This is a genomic window from Shumkonia mesophila, assembly GCF_026163695.1.
Lineage (GTDB): Bacteria > Pseudomonadota > Alphaproteobacteria > Rhodospirillales > Shumkoniaceae > Shumkonia > Shumkonia mesophila.
Window position 1 is genome coordinate 180,422 of the sequence record NZ_JAOTID010000007.1, and the last position, 19,223, is coordinate 199,644.

The following is a 19,223-nucleotide window of genomic DNA, read 5'->3' on the forward strand; positions in this document are numbered from 1 at the left end:
CGCGGCGAAAGCCGCGGGTTTTGGCGCGTGCGAAGGATGACAGCGGGAGAAGGACGGTCGATGCCGGTACGGCTCAGTTCGCGGGACGGGGATTTCGAGAAGCGGTTCGCGGCGCTGGTCGCCGCCAAGCGCGAGGCCGAGGCCCATGTCGGACCGGTGGTGGCCGAGATCCTGAAGGCCGTGCGCGAGCGGGGCGACGAGGCCGTCATCGCCTTCACCGAGAAGTTCGATCGCCTCAAGCTGACCGCCGCCACGTTGAAGGTTTCGGCCGCCGAGGTCGAGGCCGCCGTCGCCGCCTGCGCGCCCGACACCCTGGCGGCGCTCGACCTCGCGGCCGGGCGCATCGCCGACTATCACCGCCGCCAATTGCCGGAAGGCCTGAACTACGTCGATTCCGTCGGCCTCAGGCTGGGCTATCGCTGGACGGCGGTGGCGGCCGCCGGGCTGTACGTGCCGGGCGGGCTTGCCGCCTATCCCTCCTCGGTGCTGATGAACGCGCTGCCGGCCAAGGTGGCGGGCGTGCCGCGCCTAGTCATGGTGGTGCCGGCCCCCGACGGCGTGCTCAACCCGCTGGTGCTGGCCGCCGCCCGCATCGCCGGGGTGGACGAGATCTATCGCATCGGCGGCGCCCAGGCGGTCGCGGCGCTGGCCTTCGGCACCGCCACCATCGCCCCCGTGGACAAGATCGTCGGGCCCGGCAACGCCTATGTGGCCGAGGCCAAGCGCCAGGTGTTCGGCACCGTCGGCATCGACATGATCGCCGGGCCGTCCGAGATTCTGGTGGTGGCCGACCGCTTCAACGATCCGGCGTGGATCGCCGCCGATCTGTTGTCCCAGGCCGAGCACGACCGCGCCGCCCAGGCCGTGCTGATCACCGACGACGCCGCGTTCGCCGAAGCCGTCGAGCGGGCGCTGGAAGGGCACCTGAAGACGCTGCCGCGCGCCGACATCGCCGGCGCCAGCTGGCGCGATTTCGGCGCCGTCGTCGTGGTGGGCAGCCTCGACGAGGCGCCCGCCCTGGTCGACCGCCTGGCGCCCGAGCACCTGGAACTGGCCACCGAAGATGCCGGGGCGCTGGCCGGGCGCATCCGCAACGCCGGGGCCATCTTCATCGGCCGCTTCACGCCCGAGGCGGTGGGCGATTACGTGGCCGGGCCCAACCACGTGCTGCCGACCTCGGGCAGCGCCCGGTTCTCCTCGGGCTTGGGCGTGCTCGATTTTCTCAAGCGCACGTCGCTGGTCGGCGGCGACGCCGCCAGCCTGGCGGCGGTGGGGCCGGCCGCCGTGACGCTGGCCCGGGCCGAGGGCCTGGATGCCCACGCGCTGTCGGTGGCGATCCGCCTCAACGCCGGCCCGGCCGATTGAGGAACCGTGGCCGGCGCCCCCTGCATCAAGGACCTGGTGCTGGAGGACGACCGGCGGGTGCGTCTCAGCCCCAATGTCGAACATGAACGGCGGGTCGCCGTCCACGACCTGCTCGAGGCCAACGTCTTCGAGCCGGTGGGCGATTTCGCCGGGCCGTTCGTCCTGCACCTGGGCCTGGAGGGCGGCAGCCTCATCTTCAACGTGCACGACGAGGCGGACCGGCCGCTGGTCAGCTTCTCGCTGCCGCTGGGCGACTTCCGCAGTCTGATCAAGGACTACTTCACGGTCTGCGAGACCTACTTCAACGCCATCAAGACGCTGAGCCCGTCGCGCATCGAAGCCATCGACATGGGCCGGCGAGGGCTGCACAACGAGGGCTCGACGCTGATGGCCGAGCGCCTGGCCGGCAAGGTCAGGATCGACACCGACACGGCGCGCCGGCTGTTCACCCTCCTGTGCGTGCTGCATATCCGGGGATAGGGCGATGCCGGACCTGCCATCCGCCGTCCTGTTCGCCTGCACCAACAACTCGATCCGCTCGCCGATGGCCGAGGCCATCCTCAAGTTCCTGCACGGCCGCCAGATCTACGTCGACTCGGTGGGCGTCCACGAGCGCGAGGTCGACGGTTTCGCCGTCGCCGTCATGGACGAGATCGGCATCGACATCAGCGGTCATCGGCCCAAGACTTTCGAGACGCTCGAGGATACCAGCTACGACGTCGTCGTCTCGCTGTCGCCCCAGGCCCAGCACAAGGCCGTCGAGATGACGCGCGTCATGGCCTGCGAGGTGGAATTCTGGCCCACCTTCGATCCCTCGATGATCGACGACGAAAACCGCGAGGTGCGCCTGCAGGCCTATCGCGACGTGCGCGACCAGCTGATGCGCCGCATCAAGGAGCGTTTCCCCCTGGCGCCGACGGCCGATCTGTGAGCGGCACCGCCGATTTTCCGGGCGGAGCCATGCGGGAGGCGCCGGAACAACAGCCGGAAAACTTTGGAAAACACTTGACCGGGGCGGCCCGGACGGCCACTTTGAGCCCGCCGCAACCACAACAGAGAAGGGATATATGGCCAAAGAAGAGGTGCTTGAATTCAGCGGGGTCGTGACCGAGCTTCTGCCCAACGCCATGTTCCGGGTGAAGCTGGACAACGACCACGAGATCCTGGCTCATACCGCCGGCAAGATGCGCAAGCACCGCATCCGTGTCCTGGCCGGCGACAAGGTCAACGTCGAAATGACGCCCTACGATCTGACCAAGGGTCGGATCACCTTCCGCTTCAAATAGCCGCGCCCGCTTCGGCCGGCTTCGGAGAGCCAAGGATGTCCGACGACCGGACCGATCGCGAGAAGCCGCTTTTCGTGCTCGCGTCGGCATCGCCGCGTCGGCGCGACCTGTTGACCCAGGTCGGCCTGGCCCCCGATCGCATCGTTCCCGCCGAGATTGACGAGCGCCCGCGCCCGCGCGAACTGCCCCGCGACGTGGCCCGCCGGCTGGCCGAGGCCAAGGCCGGTGCCATCGCCTCGCAGTTTCCCGGCGCCTTCGTGCTGGGCGCCGACACCGTGGTCGCCTGCGGGCGGCGCGTGCTGCCCAAGGCCGAGGAGGAGGGGGAGGCCAGGGCCTGCCTCGCGCTGCTGTCGGGCCGTCGCCACCGGGTGATGGGCGGCGTCGCGCTGATCGATCCGACGGGCCGGCTGGTCAGCCGGCTGGTGGTGACGGCGGTGACCTTCAAGCGGCTGGAACCCGCCGAGGTCGACCGTTATCTCGCCAGCGGCGAGTGGCGGGGCAAGGCCGGCGGCTATGCCATCCAGGGGCTGGCGGCGCTTTACGTGCGCCAGATCGTCGGCTCCTACTCCAACGTCGTCGGCCTGCCGCTGTTCGAGACGGCGGCCCTGTTGAAAGGGCTGGGCTACGCCCCCCGTTCGGCCCCATAATCCGGCCGTGTCGACCGATGAAATCCTGATCGAGGCGGGGCCGGGCGAGACGCGCATCGCGCTCATGGAGGGCGGGCGGCTCCGCGAACTGGTGGTGGCGCGCCCCGGCGACGGCAGCGTCGTCGGCAACGTCTATCTGGGCCGCGTCGAGCGCGTGCTGCCGGGCATCGGGGCGGCCTTCGTCGACGTCGGGCTGGAGCGGGCCGGCTTTCTCGGCCTGGCCGAGGCCCGGCCGGCCGGCCATGCCGCAGGCCAAGCGGGTGCGCCCGCCGCCGACCGCATCGGCGACTATCTGTCCGAGGGCGACGCCGTGCTGGTGCAGGTGCAGCGCGATGCGGTGGCCGACAAGGGCGTCAAGCTGACCACCCACATCGGGCTCACCGGCCGCGCCCTGGTGCTGCTGCCCGGGGTGGGCGACATCCTGCTTTCCAGGCGCATCATGGGCGAGGCCGAAAGGGCAAGGCTGGAGGCCCTGCTGGGCGACCTGGCGGAAGCGGGCGAGGGGCTGATCCTGAGAACCGCCGGCATGGACGCGCCGGCCGAGGCCCTGGGCCGGGAGTTGGAAACGCTGCGCGGCCTCTGGCGCGTCATCCAGGAAAGACGGCGGGACGGCCGGCCGCCGGCCTGCCTGCTGGCCGAGCCGACGGCGCCCTTCCGGGTGCTGCGCGACGAGGCGGGGCCGGAGGTGCGCCGCATCGTCGTCGAGGGCGCGCGCATGCTGGCCGAGCTGGCCGCCTTCTGCCGCGAGCAGGCGCCGGGGCTGGAGGCCAAACTGCGCGGCCACGCCGAAGAGGCGCCGCTGTTCGAGGCCTTCGGCGTCGAGGAGCAGATCGAGGCGGCGCTGGCCGAGCGGGTGGCGCTGCCCTCGGGCGGCAGCCTGATCATCCAGCCGACGGCGGCGCTGACCGCCATCGACGTCAACACCGGCGGCCGCTCGGAAAGCGGCGGGCCCGAGGAGACGGCGCTTGCCACCAACCTGGAGGCGGCCGAGGAGATCGCCCGCCAGTTGCGCCTGCGCAACCTGTCGGGCATGCTGGTGGTCGATTTCGTGCCGATGCGCCGGCGTCCCCATCAGGCCGAGGTGCTGGCCCGCCTGCGCTCGGCGGTGGCCGACGACCGCGTGGCCACCCATGTCTTCGGTTTCAGTCCGCTGGGGGTGGTCGAAATGACGCGGCCCCGCCATGGCCAGACCCTGGCCGAACGGCTGACCGTGCCCTGCCGGGCCTGCGCCGCCAGCGGCCGGGTCAAGAGCCCGGCCGCCGTCGCCGCCGCGATCCTGCGCCGCGTGCTTGGCGAGGCGCGGCTGGCGCCCGGAGCCGTCCTCGAGGTGGCGGCGCCGCCGGCCGTGGTCGAGATGTTGGGAACGGGGTTGTCTCGGGCGTTGGCCGAGACCGAGGAAAAACTGGGAGCGCCGCTTAGCCTGAACGCCGATGCCGCCCTGGCGGCCGACGCCTTTAAGGTGACGGCCAGGCGCCGGACGGAGGAAGGACATGACTGACGACACCGCAAGCCGGCCGGACGCAAAGGTCATCCCGCTGGTCCGCCGCCGGCGCTGCCCGATCTGCGGCAAGCCGCAGGTGCACGCCTATCGGCCGTTCTGTTCGCAGCGCTGCGCCGACCAGGACCTCGGCCGCTGGCTGACCGGCGGCTATCGCATCGCCGCCGAGGACGAGCCCGATCTGGACGACGATCAGGCCGACGACGGAACCTGATCCCCGGCCCGCCCTGCCGCGTCGCGCCGGCTCTGGCGGATGTTGAAGGCCAGCAGCACCAGCACGGCGCCCAGGGCCACGAACTCCCACACCGATCCCAACGGCCACAGCAGGACCACGCCGAGGAACAGCATCGCGAGGCGCATCGGCCGGCCGATCCGGGTTTCCATGTAGCCGCGGATGGCGGCGACCACGCAATACATGCCGCCGATCCCGAAGAAAAAGATCTTGAAGGACAGGGCGAGGTCCGACGACAGGAACGGCGTGTAGGCGAACAGCAGCGGAATGATGAAGAACGCCATGCCGACCTGGAAGGCGGTGACGCCGGTCTTCCACGGCGGGCTGTCGGCGATGGCGCAGGCGGCGTAGACCGCCAGGCACACCGGCGGCGTCAGGTTGCTGAACTGGGCCAGCCAGAAGATGATCATATGCGCCGACAGCAGCGCCTGCGTCTGGTTGGCGGCGCTGACCGTCTGTTCGATGACGCTGGTCGCCATGTCCGGCGGCACCAGGGCCAGCATGGCCTTGACGGCCTCGACCGGCATCGGCTTGCCGAGCATGCCGGCCTGGTCCGGCGCGACCAGCATCAGCACCGCCTTGACCGTATCGACCACCTGGCCGGAGGCGATCAGGCTGACCGCCTCGGAGTGGGTGATGAGGTTGTAGAGCGCCGGCGCCGAAAGGGTGCCGAGCACGATGTAGGCCGCCGTGGTGGGCAGCCCCATGCCCAGGATGATGGAGGCAAGGCTGACCCACAGGATGGTGATCAGCAGGCTGTCGCCGGACCAGCGGCTGATCATCAGCGAGAACGTGTTGCCGACCCCGGTGGTGCCGAGCACGTTGACGACAAGGCCGATGGTGACCAGCAGCACCGCCGTCGGCACCATGTTGCGGGCGCCCTTTGCCAGCGCTTCGCAGATCGCCCGCGGCCCCATCCGCTTCTTTGAAAGCCACGATGTCGCGATCACGGCCAGGATGCTGATGCCGGCGGCGTAGGTGGGGGTGAAGCCGACCACCAGCAGCCCGATGAGCAGCACGATGGGAATCAGGTTGTGACCGCCGTCGCGCATGGCCTGGCGGAAGGTCGGCGCCTCGGGGTCCTCCTTGCCGTAGATGCCCAGGCGGATCGCCTCCATCCGCACCCAATAGCCGACCGACAGGAAATACATCATCGCCGGCAGCACCGAGACGGCGATGATGTGGACGTAGGGAATCTGGGTGTAGCTGGCCATGACGAAGGCGCCGGCGCCCATGATCGGCGGCATGATCTGACCGCCGGTGGAGGCCGAGGATTCGACGCTGGCCGCGAAATGGGGCGGGAATCCGGCCCGCTTCATCAGCGGGATGGTGATGACGCCGGTGCCGACCACGTTGGCCACCGCCGAACCGCTGATGGTGCCCATCAGGGCCGAGCCCATGACCGCGACCAGGCCGGGCCCGCCGGTCATCTTGCCGGCCGCGCAGCGGGCCAGGTTCATGATGAAATCGCCGGCCCCCGAGCGGGTCAGGAAGGCGCCGAACAGAATGAACATGAAGACGTAGGTCGAGGAGATGCGGGCGATCTCGCCGAACATCCCGTCGCCGCTGAAATAGGTGCGGAACAGCGCGGTTTCGAAGGTGAGGCCGGGAAACTGGAACACGCCGGTGACGTACTTGCCCCACCACACCACGTAAGTCAGCGAGGTGACGATCAGGACCGGAATGATCCAGCCGGTGGTCCGACGGGTGAACTCGATGCCCAAAAGGATGGCGACGATGGCGGCCACCCAATCCAGCGGCAGGAGGCGGATGCCGCGATCGTACAAGGCCACTTCGTTGAGGATCAGATGAACGGCGGTCCACAGGATCAGCAGGCCGAAAACCACATCCACCACGGCGACCGCGCGGCCGGCCGCGCTTCCGGCGCGCGTGCGGACCATCGGATAGAGCAGCGTGCACAGGAATCCGAACAGTCCGAAATGCAGGGCCGAGGTCCAAAGATCCTCGATCGTGCCGATGGTATTGAAATAGAGATGGAAGAGGGAGATGCCGACGCCGGCCCAGAAGACCACCGGTTCCGCCCACTCGCGGGCCTTCTTGGGGGCCTCTTCCTTGTCGAACTTCGCCAAGTCCGCTTCACGATCCTCGGTCACCAACGCCTCCTCGCCATTTCGGGAGCCAAGTCCGCATAAGAGAGCGGGGCGGTCCCTTGGAGGAACCGCCCCGGCTGAGCCTGGATCACTTGGCGATGAGCGCGTCCGGAATGCTCAGGCCCTTCTCCTTGTAATACTTGACGGCCCCGGGATGGAGCGGGAAGGGCAGGCCGCCGATGGCCCTTTCCAGGGCCATGTCCTCGGTCGACTTGTGGATGTTGCGCAGGAACGCGAGGTTCTCGTAGAGCGTCTTGGTCAGCAGATAGACGTCATCTTCCGAGACGTCTTTGCGCGCCGCCAGGAAGTTCGGCTGGGCGATGGTCTGGATCGGCTTGGCATGGCCGGCGTAGGTGCCGGCCGGAACGGTGAACGGGACCCACAGGTCCAGCTTGGCCGCCCCGTTGATCTTCTTCAGTTCGTCGGCCGAGACGTTGAGGATGCGCATCTTGTCCTTCAGCGTGGCGGCCGCCTGGGCCACCGCCGAGACCGGCATGCCGCCGGGAATGTTGAAGCCGGCGATGGTGCCGTTCTGCAAGGCTTCGGCCGACGGGTTGTAGCCGAGATAGGCGAGATCGAAGTCCTTGTCGGGGTCGAACCCGAGCCCGGAAAGGATGGTGCGCCCCGAACCCTCGGTCCCGGACTTGCGGGCGCCGATCGAGAACTTCTTGCCCTTGATGTTCGCCATGTCCGAGATGTTGCCGGTCTTGGCGTACTCGCTGAGAATGGCGAAGTGCTCGGTGTTGAACCACAGCATGCTGATGGAACGGAAGTCGTGTTGCGGACCTTCCGCCTTGAAATCGCCTTCGCCGTTCCAGGCCCAGGCGCCGTACAGGCCCTGAAGGATCGAAAACTGGATCTGGTTCTCGCGCATCAGCTTGATGTTCTCGCCGGAGCCGGCCGAGGTGATGGCGGAGAGCGATATCTTGTGCTTGTCCTGCAACTTCACCTTGGTCAGGGTGGCGATGGCCACGCCGATGGGATAGTAGGAACCACCGGTGGTGGCAGTGCCCAGGAGATAGGAGCGTTCTTTCGGAGCCTGCGCGAAGGCCGGGGCGGAAAACGCGATGCCGGCCGCGACGGCCGCAACGCCAAGAACGCACGCGAACGTGCGGACAGATTTTGCCATGGTGTCGTCTCCCTGTTGTTCTTCGGGCCGGCCACTTCCTCCCGTGGGGATCTTGCGGGAGTTGAATCTCCCGTCGTCCGCAGCCGGGGCAGTATCGCTCCGCCGGAGCCAGACTACCGTCAGAGGTCGAGGAAAATCAACCAAATAGCTTGTCGCGACGTCATCGAAGAATTGCCGATCGGCCACCTTGCCCACGAAGGCGAAAGGAACGCCTTCCTGCCCTCGCAGCCACGCTGGACAGGCCGGGGGAATTCTTCTATAAGCGGTCCGTCGCGCGCGGGCGCACGCCGTTTTCCCGCGCTGCGGCTCCGGTGCCCAGGTAGCTCAGTTGGTAGAGCACGTGACTGAAAATCACGGTGTCGGTGGTTCGATCCCGCCCCTGGGCACCATTCCCTCCCCTCCCCATATTCCTTTCTGCCGCATCGCGTTCGCTGTGATCTCCGTAATCGTCTGAAATTTCATAGTTTTCAGGCAATTCGTCGCATTGGAGCATCGGCGGGGACGCGTGGTCGCACTTCGTCCAACGGCGATTCCTGTTGGTACTTTTGTTGGTATCCTGGACCCCTGTTGGTATCCTGATGGCAGAAGGAATCGAACCGATGCCGCTCTCGGATGTGACATGCCGGAATGCCCGGCCGGGCCCCAAGCTCCGCAAGCTCTCCGACGGTGGTGGACTCCAGCTCTGGGTCCGGCCGACGGGTGGGCGCCTGTGGCGCCTGGCGTATCGCTTCGGTGGCAAGCAAAAGCTCCTGGCGCTCGGGAGCTATCCGATCGTTTCTCTGGCTGACGCCCGGCAGGCGCGGGACGATGTGAAACGACTGCTCGCGGCCGGCCTCGATCCCGGCAAGGAAAGGGGGAAGGCGGGAGGCGGCAACAGCTTTCGGGCCATTGCAGAGGAATACCTTTCCAAGCTGAAACAGGAGGAGCGGACCGATTCCACGATCGGGAAGATCGGCTGGCTTCTCTCGTTCGCCTACCCGACGATCGGCGACAGGCCGATCAGGAGTATCGACGCGCCGGCCGTCCTCAGGGTACTTCGGGAGGTGGAGGCTCGCGGCCGCTACGAATCGGCCCGCCGGCTCCGATCGGTTATCGGCCGCGTGTTCCGGCACGCCATCGCGACGGCGCGCGCCGAGACCGATCCGACCGTCGCTCTCAGGGACGCTCTCATCAGGCCGAAGGTGACGTCACGGCCTGCGATTACCGAGCCGAAAGCGGTCGGCGCACTGCTGCGCGCGATCGACGGGTTTACGGGCCAGCCGGAGACGGGGGCGGCGCTGAAACTGATGGCGCTGCTGTTTCCGCGTCCCGGCGAGCTGCGCGCGGCTGAATGGGCCGAGTTTGACTTCGAGAAGGCCGTCTGGACCATCCCCGCGGGCCGTATGAAGATGCGGCGCATCCACCGCGTGCCCTTGTCCAATCAGGCGATCACCATCCTCGAGCAACTCCGGGAAATTTCAGGAAGCGGCACCCTCGTATTCCCCAGTATCCGGACGACGGAGCGCCCGATTTCCGATGGCACGCTCAACGCCGCCCTGCGGCGCCTTGGCTACGCCAAGGACGAGATGACGGCGCACGGCTTCCGGGCGACGGCGTCCAGCCTGCTGAACGAGTCGGGCAAATGGCATCCAGACGCCATTGAACGCCAACTCGCGCATATCGAGAGCAACGATGTTCGCCGCGCCTACGCCCGAGCCGAATACTGGGACGAGCGCGTCGAAATGATGCAATGGTGGGCGGATTACCTCGACGACCTCAGGAGAAATCCCGCAAACCGGGACTCCTGAATGTAGGCAAAAGGCGCCTGTTACATGTAACGGCGCGCTGACGCTAATACTGGCTCGACTCTATTCCGAACTGTAACGTTTGCAGCTTATACCAACCTCCTCAGGTCTAGGCAAATCCTCGCCGTTCTCCAACCGCTGTCGGCGCCCGACGAACCGATCGGCAACGCCACCACCGCGGACCACCGCCCGCCATGCCCCAGTTGCGGCGACCGCATGATCATCGTCGAGACCTTCGAGCGGGGCGGTTCCCGGCCGATCAACTACTGGATACCGCTGGACCCCGGCACGAGCCTGGCGCAAGCGACGATCGACAACGAAGCCTGCCTACGGCTATGCAACATCATCGTCCCTCATTAAAACCAGACCGTCTAGAACGCGCCGAAACGCGACCATGCCAGGATCATCGCGCCCGATCGTTTTATCGGCGAAGATGCGGGCACGGCCAACCTTGTTGGGCCGGTCGCGGAACGCTGCCAGGGCTGCATCGACCGCCGTCTTGGCGGCTACCAACTGCTGTGCCGCTTGGTCCAGTCCGGCAATTGCATCGCGGGCCGCCGCCAGGGCGTCGAGCACGGTCTTGTCACCGAGTTCGGCTTTGCCGCGCGCTTTCATTGCCTCGATCGCGGTGCCCAACAAGACTGGCACTTCAGCCCATGGCAGGTCGGTGCGGCCTTTGACCGATTTGGCCACGGCCATGAAACCAGTGGCAATCAGAGTTCCGAAGGTCGAGCCGGAGGTCTTGGTGAAGGCCTGGGCGGTCTTCATGAAAGCAATGCCGAGGTCGTCGGGCAGGCTGTCGATCTGCTCGACCACCTCGCGGGAACCCCGTGACATGGTGATGCCCAAGTCGCCGTCGCCGACCGCACCGTCGAGCGCGTTCAGCTCTTCGGCGCACGCCGCCATCTTCGCCGCAACACGAGCGAAGCCAGCCTTCAGCGTTTGCGTGGTGAGAGCCATCGTCACACCTTCCAGAACGCGCACGCGGCCGGCATCTTGAGCAGGGCCTCAAGTTCGTCGTCCAGCTTGCAGATTGTGAAGCTGATGCCCGCCATCTCCATCGAGGTTGCGTAGCGGCCGACCAGAGGCATCACGATGGTGATGCCGGCATCCTTCAGGCGTGCCGCGGCATAGCGATAGAGGATGTAGAGCTCCTCGGGCGGCGTCGCGCCGAAGCTGTTGACCAGGATCGAGATCCTGTCGCCCTTGACGAGCGGCTGGTCGGCTAGGAGCTTGTCCATGATCTCGGCCGCAACCTGGTCGGCGCTGCGCAGCTTGCCGCGCCAGACCCCGGGCTCGCCGTGGATGCCCATACCCATCTCCATCTCGTCCTCGGCGATTTGGAAGGTCGGTTTGCCGGCCAGCGGCACCGTACAGGAGGTCAGAGCGGCGCCCATTGAGCGGCAGGAGTCTGCCGTCTTCTGGGCGACCCGTGTCACCTCGGCCAGGTCGGCCATCGCGGCGGCCTTGGCGCCGGCCATCTTGTACGCGAAGACCATGCCAGCGACGCCGCGGCGCTTCTGTCTCTCCGCAGGTTTGGCGCTGGCGACGTCGTCGGTGAGCAATACGGTGGTAGAGGGGATGTCCTCCATCTCCAGTATCTCGCCCGCCATGTCGAAGTTCATGCAGTCGCCGCCGTAGTTGCCATAAAGGCGCAGCACACCGGCACCGCCGTTCGCGGCGCGCATGGCATCGGCGATCTGCTCGACCGAGGGGGAGGAGAACACTTCGCCGATGGCGCAGCCGTCCAGCAGGCCCCGCCCGACATAGCCGGTGAAGATGGGAAGATGTCCCGAGCCGCCACCGGACACGATCGCCACCTTGCCCTTGATCGGCGCGTCAGCGCGCACGATCACCCGCGCCCCCGGCGCGGCGCGGCGGTAGTACTCGGGATGGGCGGCGCACAGGCCGTCTAGCATCTCGTCGACGAACTTGCGGGGATCGTTCAGAAGCTTTTTCATGCTTTTCCTCTCACGCAACTTGCCCGCTCACTCGGCGAATACATGGAGAGCGATCCGGTGGGCGTTGATCCAGTCCCAGTCGTAGGTGACGCCGAGACCGGGACCTTCAGGGACCGAGAAGGTGCCGTTCGGAGAGATGGCGTCGATCTCATCGCGGTAACCCTCAGCGTACACCGGCTGGACCAGATGGTTGCCCACCTTCGGATGAGCCAGGATGAGCTCGTAAAAGTTCGTATTCGGGATCGCGGCGATGCAGTGGCGATGGGCGGGTCCACATCCATGGAGCTCGACGTCGATGCCTAGCGCTTCTGCAAGGTGAGCCGTCTTCATGACACCAGTGATGCCGACATCGTACTCGGGGTCTGCACGGAGGAAATCGGTCGCGTCGGCGATGACGAAATCTGCCTTCGCTTGCAGCCCTCGGACATGTTCGGTGATGAGAAGCGGTGTCTTGATGAGTTGACGAAGCTTGCGATGTGCGACGCGGGATTCGCTGCTCGGCAAGAATGGGTCCTCGTACCACATCGCCCCGATCTCATCACAAACCCTGCCGACCTCTATCGCCTGAGCGAACGTGCGAAGTTGCGATGAGCAGTCCAGCATGATGGCCATTTTGCCGCCGACCCGGGCCGCGATTGTCCGCAGGTTCCTGCACTCTTCCCGGACTTTGCACGTCGTCCAGGTATGGACCTTAAAGCCGACGTACCCGAGGCCGAGGCAGTATTCGGCATAATCGGCGTAATCGTCGGGACTGGACAATCCCCCGTTGCGGTCCCCGAAGAGGGTGCTCGCGTAAGCCGGCAGCTCCGTCCTGTATCCACCGAGCATGCGGTAGATCGGTGTCCCGAATTCCTTCCCCGCAAGATCCCAGAGACAGATGTCGATCGGCCCGTATCCCATTTTGTCTTGTTTGCGATGCTTCTGGATGAACTCGAGCGCGAGTTCTTCCCTACGGTGTGGGTCGCGGCCAACAAGCCTTGGTGCAAAATTGAGCGTCTGAGCGAGTGTCATCTTGTCACCTGCCCAAACCGCGGCATATTCGCCTCGCACCCCCTCGTCGGTCATGATTACAATGACGAAAGATGTGAGATCGATCGAACTCCCTGGTTTGAAAACGGGGTTTCCGTCGTTGCCGAAATCCTTCGCCTGGTATGCGACCTGATGTACCTCAACATGCCTAATCTTACTCATGACGCCTATCCTCTGAACTCAGTGGACGTTGAACCCCAAATCCGCGCCATCTCATCAAACCGGCTTTTTGGTGGGGCTGAATGCAGGCTCCTTAAGCACCGCGGGCTATCAGGAGCGATCACCCCACGTGCAACCCTTTGCGCGCATAACCGCGAGTCGTGCGTTGATGTCCATCGGCTGACCCGAGCGGAGGGACGCCATCAGGTGCGCCTCGTCCTCTTCGCGGGCCGCACTCGCCTTTGCCACCTGGAGGATTTCCTCCTTGCGAACGACGACGAGGCCGTCGTCGTCGCCAGCGAGGATATCGCCCGGTCGGATCAATTCGCCCCCGAGCACGATGGGATGGTTTATGGTGCCGACAGTCTCCTTTGCGGTGCCTTTGATGCACAAGCCGAGGGAGAAGACCGGCAACCCTAAAGTACGAAGCGCACTGCCATCCCGCACGCCCGCATCGACGACGAACGCAGCGATCTTTCGTGCGGAGCACGCGGTCGCCAGAACCTCACCGAATCCCCCTTGCTCGTGGTTGTTGCCGGCGCTCATTACCAGGACATCGCCCGGCTGGGCGAGACTGATCGCCTCGAATATCATCAGGTTGTCGCCAATATGGCAGGCAGCGGTCAGCGCGGGGCCACAAAAATGCATTCCTGGTGCCAACGGCTTAATCCGAGAATCGACGGCCCCGCGCCGCCCTTGTGCTTCGTGCAGAGTGGCCGGTGGAAACTTGGCAATTTCGGCGACATGATCAGGGTGCGGACGGTCAAACGATCGAATGACATTTGTCATCGTGGGTTCCTTCTTTGACAAAACCAGCCCGTCGAGCGCCGCAAATGGCACCACAGGTTCTCGTCACTCTTGCGAGCACGATCGGGACTTCTTTCTCAGTTGCCAACCGCGTCCGGAATGAACGTGGCGATTTGCGGGATGTACGCCGTGAGGAAGACCACCAGGACGTTGACGAGCAGGAACGGCATCATGGCTCGTGAAATCGCCCAAATGGTTCGTCCGGACACGCTGCTGATGACGTAAAGCGTCAGTCCCACAGGGGGAGTGATAGTTCCGATCATCGCCGCCATGACGATGACGAGCGTCATGTGAAACACGTCGAGGCCCATGGCCTCCACGACCGGGATGAATAGCGGAAGCGTAACCAGCAGCGCTTCGAGACCAGACAGAAAGGTCCCCAAGAAAATCAGGAGGAGGATCATGATAAACTTCAGCCAAAAGATACTCAGGCCGCTATCGATCGCGGACTGCACCAAGTGCTGCGGTACTTCCGAGTAGACGAGCGCCCACCCGAACATGACGGCCATGCTGGCGATGAAGAGAACCTCCCCCGTCGTGCGCACAGCGGAAATGCCGCATGCCTTTATTTTCGCCCAGTTTATTTCCCGCCGCAGACCGCCTATGCCGAGGATGTAGAGTACGGCGATGGCCGATGCCTCCGTCGGCGTGAAGAAGCCGAACACGATCCCTCCGATCACAACGAGAGGCATCGTGAGGTCCAGGAAGCTGGCGCTGAGCGACAGGAAGATTTCCCTGAACCCGCGAAAGGGGCTCAAGGGATGGTTCTTGAGGTGAGCCAAGATGTAGGCGACCACCCCCATGCCGACGCCCATCATCAGGCCCGGCATGATACCTCCCATGAACAACCGCGCGACCGAAACCTCGACCATCGAGCCGGCAACGATCATAGGGATGCTGGGAGGAATGATCGGACCCACGGCCGCGGATGCGGCGGAAAGTCCTGCAGCATAGTCCGGATCATAGCCCTCGTCGACCATGGACCGGTACATGACTGTCCCGATGCTTGAGACGTCGGCAAGCGCGGCGCCGGATACACCGGCGAATATCATGCTCGTGCCGATGTTTACTTGTGCAAGGCCGCCCTTCATGCCTCCCACGATGCTATTTGCAAATCGTATGATTCGCGGCCCCATTGACGTCTCTACCATCAACTGCGCAGCGAAAATGAACAGCGGCACGCTCAGCAGGACGAATTTGGAGACGAAGGCGAAAATGACCTGCGGAATGATCGTCAAACTGAGGTCGGCCGCAAACAGGAACAGAAGCGAACTGATACCCAGGACAAACGAGATCGGCATGCCTAGGAACAGAAGGACCAAGAAAGAGCCAATCAACAATGAGACGGCCATCGGTCACCCTTCCCCAAAACCTTCGCTATGCGAAGACGGCGCCCTTTCCGGTTTTTGGTATCCGACCGCTAAGGTTCTGATCGCTTTACGCATATGGTAGGCCAGCCCCCACACCATGAGCACCACCATCACGAGGACGCCAAGGTATAGGTAACTTTCCGGTATCTCGAGGGCAGGCGTCCTGACTTCCATCTTGCGGGCAACGAGATAGAACGTCTTGTATCCCAATACGCACAAGAAGCTCAGCGTGAGCGCCATAAAGGCAAGGTTCACGCTGTGCCTCAATCGCGGTGGCATGGCGTTGGCTATGAATTCGACCGCTCCGCGGAAGCCGCCCTCGCTACGGAGGGCGATGCCTGCGCCGAGGGCGGTCAGCCAGACTAGGAGGTACTGGCCAATCTCCTCAGTCCAGGCCGGCGCTATCTCTAAAAAATAGCGAGCGTAAATCTGCACGACGACGGCGCTGAACATAACGATGAGGACGATGATCGAGCACCACTCGAGGACACACTCTAACCGACTTTCCCTGGTCATTCTTGGGGCCCCTTACACTGCGCATCCCGGCTCGGGCACGCCACGCTTCCGACCTGCCATCGGCACCGCAGCGGGCAGGTCGGAATAGGTCTGTTGCCTCAGGCGCTCACTTAATTGCCTGGATTTTCTCGATCCATGGCTTCAGATCTGGGAAGTCGTCATAGCTTTGCTTTGCGGCTGCCCGGAAGGGCTCGAGATCCGGCGATGTGATCTTCATTCCGAGGCCCTCGAGCTTGGCCACGGCTTCAGCATCTTCCTTGATCACGATGGCTCGCTCATAGTCATGGACTTCCACTGCAGCCTTGTCGATTACGCGCTGCCATTCCTCGGGCAACGATTTGTATTTCTTCTCCGACATCAGCACATACACGGAGGCAAACACATGATCGGTGCGGGCGGCGTACTTAGTGACTTCGTAAGTCTTTCGTGCAAGCATGTGATCGAATGGATTTTCCTGGGCATCTAGAACGCCTTGCCGCAAGGCGGTAAACACTTCCCCCCAGTTCATGGGGACCGTCTTGGCGCCGATTGCCGTCCAGCCTGCGATCGCCGCCTTGCTCGGAGTGACACGCAGCTTCAATCCCTTGACGTCATTTATGGAGTTCACGACCGTCTTGGTCGTCGACAACTCTCGCGCAGGCCGCGGGAAATAGGTCAATACCCGCAGACCCGTCTTCTTCTTCGTAATTTCCTTGAGATCCTTTCCAACCGCACCTTCCTCGAACTTGATCAGGTGGTTCATGTCACGGAAAAGGTAGAGCATCTGATAGACGTTGATGTCCGGCACCCAGGCGCTCAGGGGCTCCAAGGAAATCGTCAGGTCGTTGGTCCCGGCGTCAATGATCTGCTCGATCAGTTGACGCTGTTCCCCCAGGATGCCGGAATCGAATAACTTGATCGTCAGATTGCCGTTGGTTTCCTTCTCGACGATTTCCTTGAACTTGACCGCCGCTTTCGCCCAACTTTGCGCTGGCGCAAATCCATGAGCGAAAGCCAGCGTTTCCTTTTTTTGAGCTTGCGCAGAGTTGCTTGCCAGAACGAGTGCAAGTGCGCTGAACAGAACCGTGAGTCTATTCTGTCTCCCAAACATCTTGAAACTCCTTTCTCAGCCTGCTTCATGGACAATGAGCCCTGGTTTGCTTTGTTTTTTGACTCATTGACCGCTGCCTAGGTCACCGGCCGTGAAACACCGGTTCTCTCTTTTCGACAAACGCCCGCTGCGCCTCTTGCGAGTCCTCGGTCGTTGCCAATTCGATCGTCTTGTTGGCCTCAAAAAGTGCGGCTTCCCGGAATGGGAGGCTTTCCGCCGCAGCGAAGACACCCTTGGCGGCGATTACCGCAAGCGGCGGCTTGGCAACGATCACCTCGGCGAGCCTTGTTGCCGCTGCCATGACCTGATCCTTCGGAACGACTTCCTGAACGACATCCAGGCGATACAGATCGGCAGCCGATATCTTGCCGCTCGTCAGCAACGCCCATCTGGCTCGCCAGGGCGTGAACGCGCGGGACAGCGTCGTCGCACCTCCGACCATGCCGCGATCGATTTCGGGCATCCAAAAGTAGGCGTCATCTGATGCCACCAGAATGTCGCAGTTCAACATCAAGGCGACGCCGGCGCCGATCGCCGGTCCGTTCACGGCACCGATGACTGGTTTCCTGCAATCCTTGACGGATGTAATACTGGCCAGCGACATGCGATTGACTTCACGATACTTCTTGGGGTCACGCACGCGGGACCTCTCCTTGATGTCCGCTCCCCCGCAGAAGTATTTGCCATGTCCGGTGAATATGACGACTCGGACGTCCGCGTCTTCGCTCAACGTGTCGAAGATGTTGATGAGTTCGTAACGGCTAGCCTCGTTCACGGCGTTGACCGGCGGGCGATTCAACGTGACCGTCGCAATGTGCCCTTGCTTGGATAGGCGGAAGCTTTCATATTCCATCGACCGTTCCCCTTGCATTCACATGTGTAGGCTTATCAGACGGCACGCGCCGGCTTCTTCTTCGATTCGTGCCTGGACAGTGGATTTTCAGTTGCGCTCACCCCGAATTCAGCCAGCACCTCCGCGGTGTGCTCGCCGAGGCCGGGCGGCGGCCGATCGATGGCTGGACCATCCTCCATACACATGAAGGGTGTGTTCAAGAGCGTGATCGGACCATCGACGCCCTTCGCGCCATCCATCTTCAGCAGCAAATTGCGGTAAGGCAGCTGAGGGTGTTCCATCGCTTCGGGGAGAGTCCTGATCCCGGCCACGGCCAAGCCCGCATCCGTCAGACGCTGCTCCCAATTGTGGGCGGTATCGGTCGCGAAGCGCTCTTCTAGGATCGCCCGCAACGCCAAGCCGTTCTCGATACGCGACGGCCAATCCTTGAACCTCGGATCGTCGAGAGCGTCCTCCCGTTGCACCGTCCGCAGGAGGATACGCAGCTGCTCGTCGTTGTTCACCGTCAGCATGAACTGACCGTCGCTGGCGTGGAAGCTGTCTGATGTGGGGATTCGCGTCCAGGCCTGGTTGCCGCGCAAGACGGGGTCGCCGCCAGCTTGCCACCAAGCGATCGCGCTTCGCATCGTGGAAAGGTTGACGTCGAGCATTGCGACATCAATGAACTGCCCTTGGCCCGTGCACGCACGCCGGAACAGGGCTGATGCAATTGCCAGTGCGGCCACGTAGCCGCTACACATGTCGATCACCGGAGCACCAACACGCGTCGGCCCGCACTGGGGATGTCCCGTGATCGACATCATCCCCGAAAGCGCCTGCACTGCGCCATCGTAGCCAGCTACACCAGACGCCGGACCGGTCTGTCCGAAGCCTGAGATCGCGCAGTAAACAATATCCGGCTTTACTGCCTTCAAGTCGTCGTAACCAAGACCGAGCCTGTCCATCACCCCGGGTCGGAAGTTCTCGACGACGACGTCGGCCGAGCGAGCCATCGTGCGCACGAGATCCCGAACCTCCGCACTCTTGAGGTTGAGAGTGACGGATCGTTTGCCGGCATTGACGCTGAGGAAACCCGAAGCCATTCCGTGGGCGAGAAGGTCCGGATTGCAGCAGAAGTGCCTGGCTTCGTCGCCGGTGCCAGGCTTTTCGATCTTGATGACGTCGGCCCCGAGCGTCGCCAAGAGTTGGGTCGCGAATGGACCCGATATGACCCTTGTGAAATCGAGTATGCGAATTCCCTTAAATGGCCTCGACATGGCCTAACCTCTGCATCCACTGATTGGGCTAGTCAGACGCCGTTCTTCTGACGTTCCGGGTTTCCTTGGAACGCACCGGACAGCAGAAACGTATCGACGGACATCTCCTGTCGCAAGACTAGTTCTTTTA

General features: G+C 63.8%; 20 protein-coding genes and 1 tRNA gene. 10 read left to right on the top strand and 11 right to left on the bottom strand.

Features of this window, described 5'->3' with window-relative positions; all coding sequences use genetic code 11:
* Positions 1-60: 60 nt before the first annotated feature.
* The 7 genes from hisD to ODR01_RS13810 all read left to right on the top strand — a co-directional run bounded on the left by hisD (position 61) and on the right by ODR01_RS13810 (position 5,010).
* Positions 61-1,365 (top strand): histidinol dehydrogenase, encoded by a 1,305-nt coding sequence (gene hisD, locus ODR01_RS13780; protein ID WP_316978251.1) that lies wholly within the window; start codon positions 61-63, stop codon positions 1,363-1,365.
* Positions 1,366-1,371: 6 nt separating this feature from the next.
* Positions 1,372-1,845, top strand: a complete 474-nt coding sequence (locus ODR01_RS13785; protein ID WP_316978252.1) for a UPF0262 family protein — start codon at positions 1,372-1,374, stop codon at positions 1,843-1,845.
* A 4-nt stretch (positions 1,846-1,849) separates the two neighbouring features.
* Entirely contained in the window at positions 1,850-2,296 is a 447-nt protein-coding gene (locus ODR01_RS13790) for an arsenate reductase ArsC (protein ID WP_316978253.1), read from the top strand.
* A 136-nt stretch (positions 2,297-2,432) separates the two neighbouring features.
* Entirely contained in the window at positions 2,433-2,651 is a 219-nt protein-coding gene (gene infA, locus ODR01_RS13795) for a translation initiation factor IF-1 (protein ID WP_316978254.1), read from the top strand.
* A gap of 35 nt (positions 2,652-2,686) precedes the next feature.
* Positions 2,687-3,298, top strand: coding sequence for a Maf family protein (locus ODR01_RS13800; protein WP_316978255.1), 612 nt, complete (start codon positions 2,687-2,689; stop codon positions 3,296-3,298).
* 7 nt (positions 3,299-3,305) lie between these two features.
* Complete coding sequence (locus ODR01_RS13805) at positions 3,306-4,796, top strand: Rne/Rng family ribonuclease (RefSeq protein ID WP_316978256.1); 1,491 nt, start codon at positions 3,306-3,308, stop codon at positions 4,794-4,796.
* Positions 4,789-5,010: a DNA gyrase inhibitor YacG gene (locus ODR01_RS13810; protein WP_316978257.1), complete on the top strand. Its 222-nt coding sequence runs from the start codon at positions 4,789-4,791 to the stop codon at positions 5,008-5,010. The genes ODR01_RS13805 and ODR01_RS13810 overlap by 8 nt, the downstream gene beginning before the upstream one ends.
* On the opposite strand, the gene ODR01_RS13815 is transcribed toward ODR01_RS13810, so the two are convergent.
* Positions 4,989-7,142 carry a TRAP transporter permease gene (locus tag ODR01_RS13815; RefSeq protein WP_316978258.1) on the bottom strand — a complete coding sequence of 718 codons (2,154 nt, stop codon included), beginning with the start codon at positions 7,140-7,142 and terminating at the stop codon, positions 4,989-4,991. The two genes, ODR01_RS13810 and ODR01_RS13815, sit on opposite strands and share 22 nt — an antisense overlap.
* 85 nt (positions 7,143-7,227) lie before the next feature.
* Positions 7,228-8,268: a TAXI family TRAP transporter solute-binding subunit gene (locus tag ODR01_RS13820; protein WP_316978259.1), complete on the bottom strand. Its 1,041-nt coding sequence runs from the start codon at positions 8,266-8,268 to the stop codon at positions 7,228-7,230.
* A 313-nt stretch (positions 8,269-8,581) separates the two neighbouring features.
* Here ODR01_RS13820 and ODR01_RS13825 point away from each other — a divergent pair.
* From ODR01_RS13825 to ODR01_RS13835, 3 genes are all read left to right on the top strand, one after another.
* Positions 8,582-8,657: transfer RNA gene (locus ODR01_RS13825), tRNA-Phe, on the top strand.
* A 189-nt stretch (positions 8,658-8,846) separates the two neighbouring features.
* A complete protein-coding gene (locus tag ODR01_RS13830) occupies positions 8,847-10,055 on the top strand; it encodes a tyrosine-type recombinase/integrase (protein WP_316978260.1) in 1,209 nt (402 codons plus the stop codon).
* A gap of 213 nt (positions 10,056-10,268) precedes the next feature.
* Positions 10,269-10,412 carry a hypothetical protein gene (locus ODR01_RS13835; protein ID WP_316978261.1) on the top strand — a complete coding sequence of 48 codons (144 nt, stop codon included), beginning with the start codon at positions 10,269-10,271 and terminating at the stop codon, positions 10,410-10,412.
* On the opposite strand, the gene ODR01_RS13840 is transcribed toward ODR01_RS13835, so the two are convergent.
* The 9 genes from ODR01_RS13840 to ODR01_RS13880 form a co-directional block, all read right to left on the bottom strand.
* Entirely contained in the window at positions 10,386-11,012 is a 627-nt protein-coding gene (locus tag ODR01_RS13840) for a dihydroxyacetone kinase subunit L (protein WP_316978262.1), read from the bottom strand. The two genes, ODR01_RS13835 and ODR01_RS13840, sit on opposite strands and share 27 nt — an antisense overlap.
* Before the next feature lie 2 nt (positions 11,013-11,014).
* Entirely contained in the window at positions 11,015-12,013 is a 999-nt protein-coding gene (locus ODR01_RS13845; protein WP_316978263.1) for a dihydroxyacetone kinase subunit DhaK, read from the bottom strand.
* A gap of 27 nt (positions 12,014-12,040) precedes the next feature.
* The gene (locus tag ODR01_RS13850; RefSeq protein ID WP_316978264.1) at positions 12,041-13,204 is read right to left on the bottom strand and encodes an enolase C-terminal domain-like protein; all 1,164 of its coding nucleotides are present in this window, start codon (positions 13,202-13,204) and stop codon (positions 12,041-12,043) included.
* Between the two features lie 108 nt (positions 13,205-13,312).
* The gene (locus tag ODR01_RS13855; RefSeq protein ID WP_316978265.1) at positions 13,313-13,990 is read right to left on the bottom strand and encodes a 4-carboxy-4-hydroxy-2-oxoadipate aldolase/oxaloacetate decarboxylase; all 678 of its coding nucleotides are present in this window, start codon (positions 13,988-13,990) and stop codon (positions 13,313-13,315) included.
* A gap of 95 nt (positions 13,991-14,085) precedes the next feature.
* A complete protein-coding gene (locus ODR01_RS13860) occupies positions 14,086-15,360 on the bottom strand; it encodes a TRAP transporter large permease (protein WP_316978266.1) in 1,275 nt (424 codons plus the stop codon).
* A gap of 3 nt (positions 15,361-15,363) precedes the next feature.
* Complete coding sequence (locus ODR01_RS13865; RefSeq protein ID WP_316978267.1) at positions 15,364-15,894, bottom strand: TRAP transporter small permease; 531 nt, start codon at positions 15,892-15,894, stop codon at positions 15,364-15,366.
* A 106-nt stretch (positions 15,895-16,000) separates the two neighbouring features.
* Positions 16,001-16,984 carry a TRAP transporter substrate-binding protein gene (locus ODR01_RS13870; RefSeq protein ID WP_316978268.1) on the bottom strand — a complete coding sequence of 328 codons (984 nt, stop codon included), beginning with the start codon at positions 16,982-16,984 and terminating at the stop codon, positions 16,001-16,003.
* Between the two features lie 82 nt (positions 16,985-17,066).
* Positions 17,067-17,837 carry an enoyl-CoA hydratase-related protein gene (locus tag ODR01_RS13875; RefSeq protein WP_316978269.1) on the bottom strand — a complete coding sequence of 257 codons (771 nt, stop codon included), beginning with the start codon at positions 17,835-17,837 and terminating at the stop codon, positions 17,067-17,069.
* Between the two features lie 35 nt (positions 17,838-17,872).
* Positions 17,873-19,093 (bottom strand): CaiB/BaiF CoA transferase family protein, encoded by a 1,221-nt coding sequence (locus ODR01_RS13880; protein WP_316978270.1) that lies wholly within the window; start codon positions 19,091-19,093, stop codon positions 17,873-17,875.
* Between the last annotated feature and the right edge of the window lie 130 nt (positions 19,094-19,223).

Coding starts and splice junctions, on each gene's coding strand:
- hisD (WP_316978251.1), top strand. CDS start 61: ATGCCGGTACGGCTCAGTTCGCGGGACGGGGATTTCGAGAAGCGGTTC.
- ODR01_RS13790 (WP_316978253.1), top strand. CDS start 1,850: ATGCCGGACCTGCCATCCGCCGTCCTGTTCGCCTGCACCAACAACTCG.
- infA (WP_316978254.1), top strand. CDS start 2,433: ATGGCCAAAGAAGAGGTGCTTGAATTCAGCGGGGTCGTGACCGAGCTT.
- ODR01_RS13800 (WP_316978255.1), top strand. CDS start 2,687: ATGTCCGACGACCGGACCGATCGCGAGAAGCCGCTTTTCGTGCTCGCG.
- ODR01_RS13810 (WP_316978257.1), top strand. CDS start 4,789: ATGACTGACGACACCGCAAGCCGGCCGGACGCAAAGGTCATCCCGCTG.
- ODR01_RS13820 (WP_316978259.1), bottom strand. CDS start 8,268: ATGGCAAAATCTGTCCGCACGTTCGCGTGCGTTCTTGGCGTTGCGGCC.
- ODR01_RS13830 (WP_316978260.1), top strand. CDS start 8,847: ATGGCAGAAGGAATCGAACCGATGCCGCTCTCGGATGTGACATGCCGG.
- ODR01_RS13835 (WP_316978261.1), top strand. CDS start 10,269: ATGATCATCGTCGAGACCTTCGAGCGGGGCGGTTCCCGGCCGATCAAC.
- ODR01_RS13840 (WP_316978262.1), bottom strand. CDS start 11,012: ATGGCTCTCACCACGCAAACGCTGAAGGCTGGCTTCGCTCGTGTTGCG.
- ODR01_RS13845 (WP_316978263.1), bottom strand. CDS start 12,013: ATGAAAAAGCTTCTGAACGATCCCCGCAAGTTCGTCGACGAGATGCTA.
- ODR01_RS13850 (WP_316978264.1), bottom strand. CDS start 13,204: ATGAGTAAGATTAGGCATGTTGAGGTACATCAGGTCGCATACCAGGCG.
- ODR01_RS13855 (WP_316978265.1), bottom strand. CDS start 13,990: ATGACAAATGTCATTCGATCGTTTGACCGTCCGCACCCTGATCATGTC.
- ODR01_RS13860 (WP_316978266.1), bottom strand. CDS start 15,360: ATGGCCGTCTCATTGTTGATTGGCTCTTTCTTGGTCCTTCTGTTCCTA.
- ODR01_RS13865 (WP_316978267.1), bottom strand. CDS start 15,894: ATGACCAGGGAAAGTCGGTTAGAGTGTGTCCTCGAGTGGTGCTCGATC.
- ODR01_RS13870 (WP_316978268.1), bottom strand. CDS start 16,984: ATGTTTGGGAGACAGAATAGACTCACGGTTCTGTTCAGCGCACTTGCA.
- ODR01_RS13875 (WP_316978269.1), bottom strand. CDS start 17,837: ATGGAATATGAAAGCTTCCGCCTATCCAAGCAAGGGCACATTGCGACG.
- ODR01_RS13880 (WP_316978270.1), bottom strand. CDS start 19,093: ATGTCGAGGCCATTTAAGGGAATTCGCATACTCGATTTCACAAGGGTC.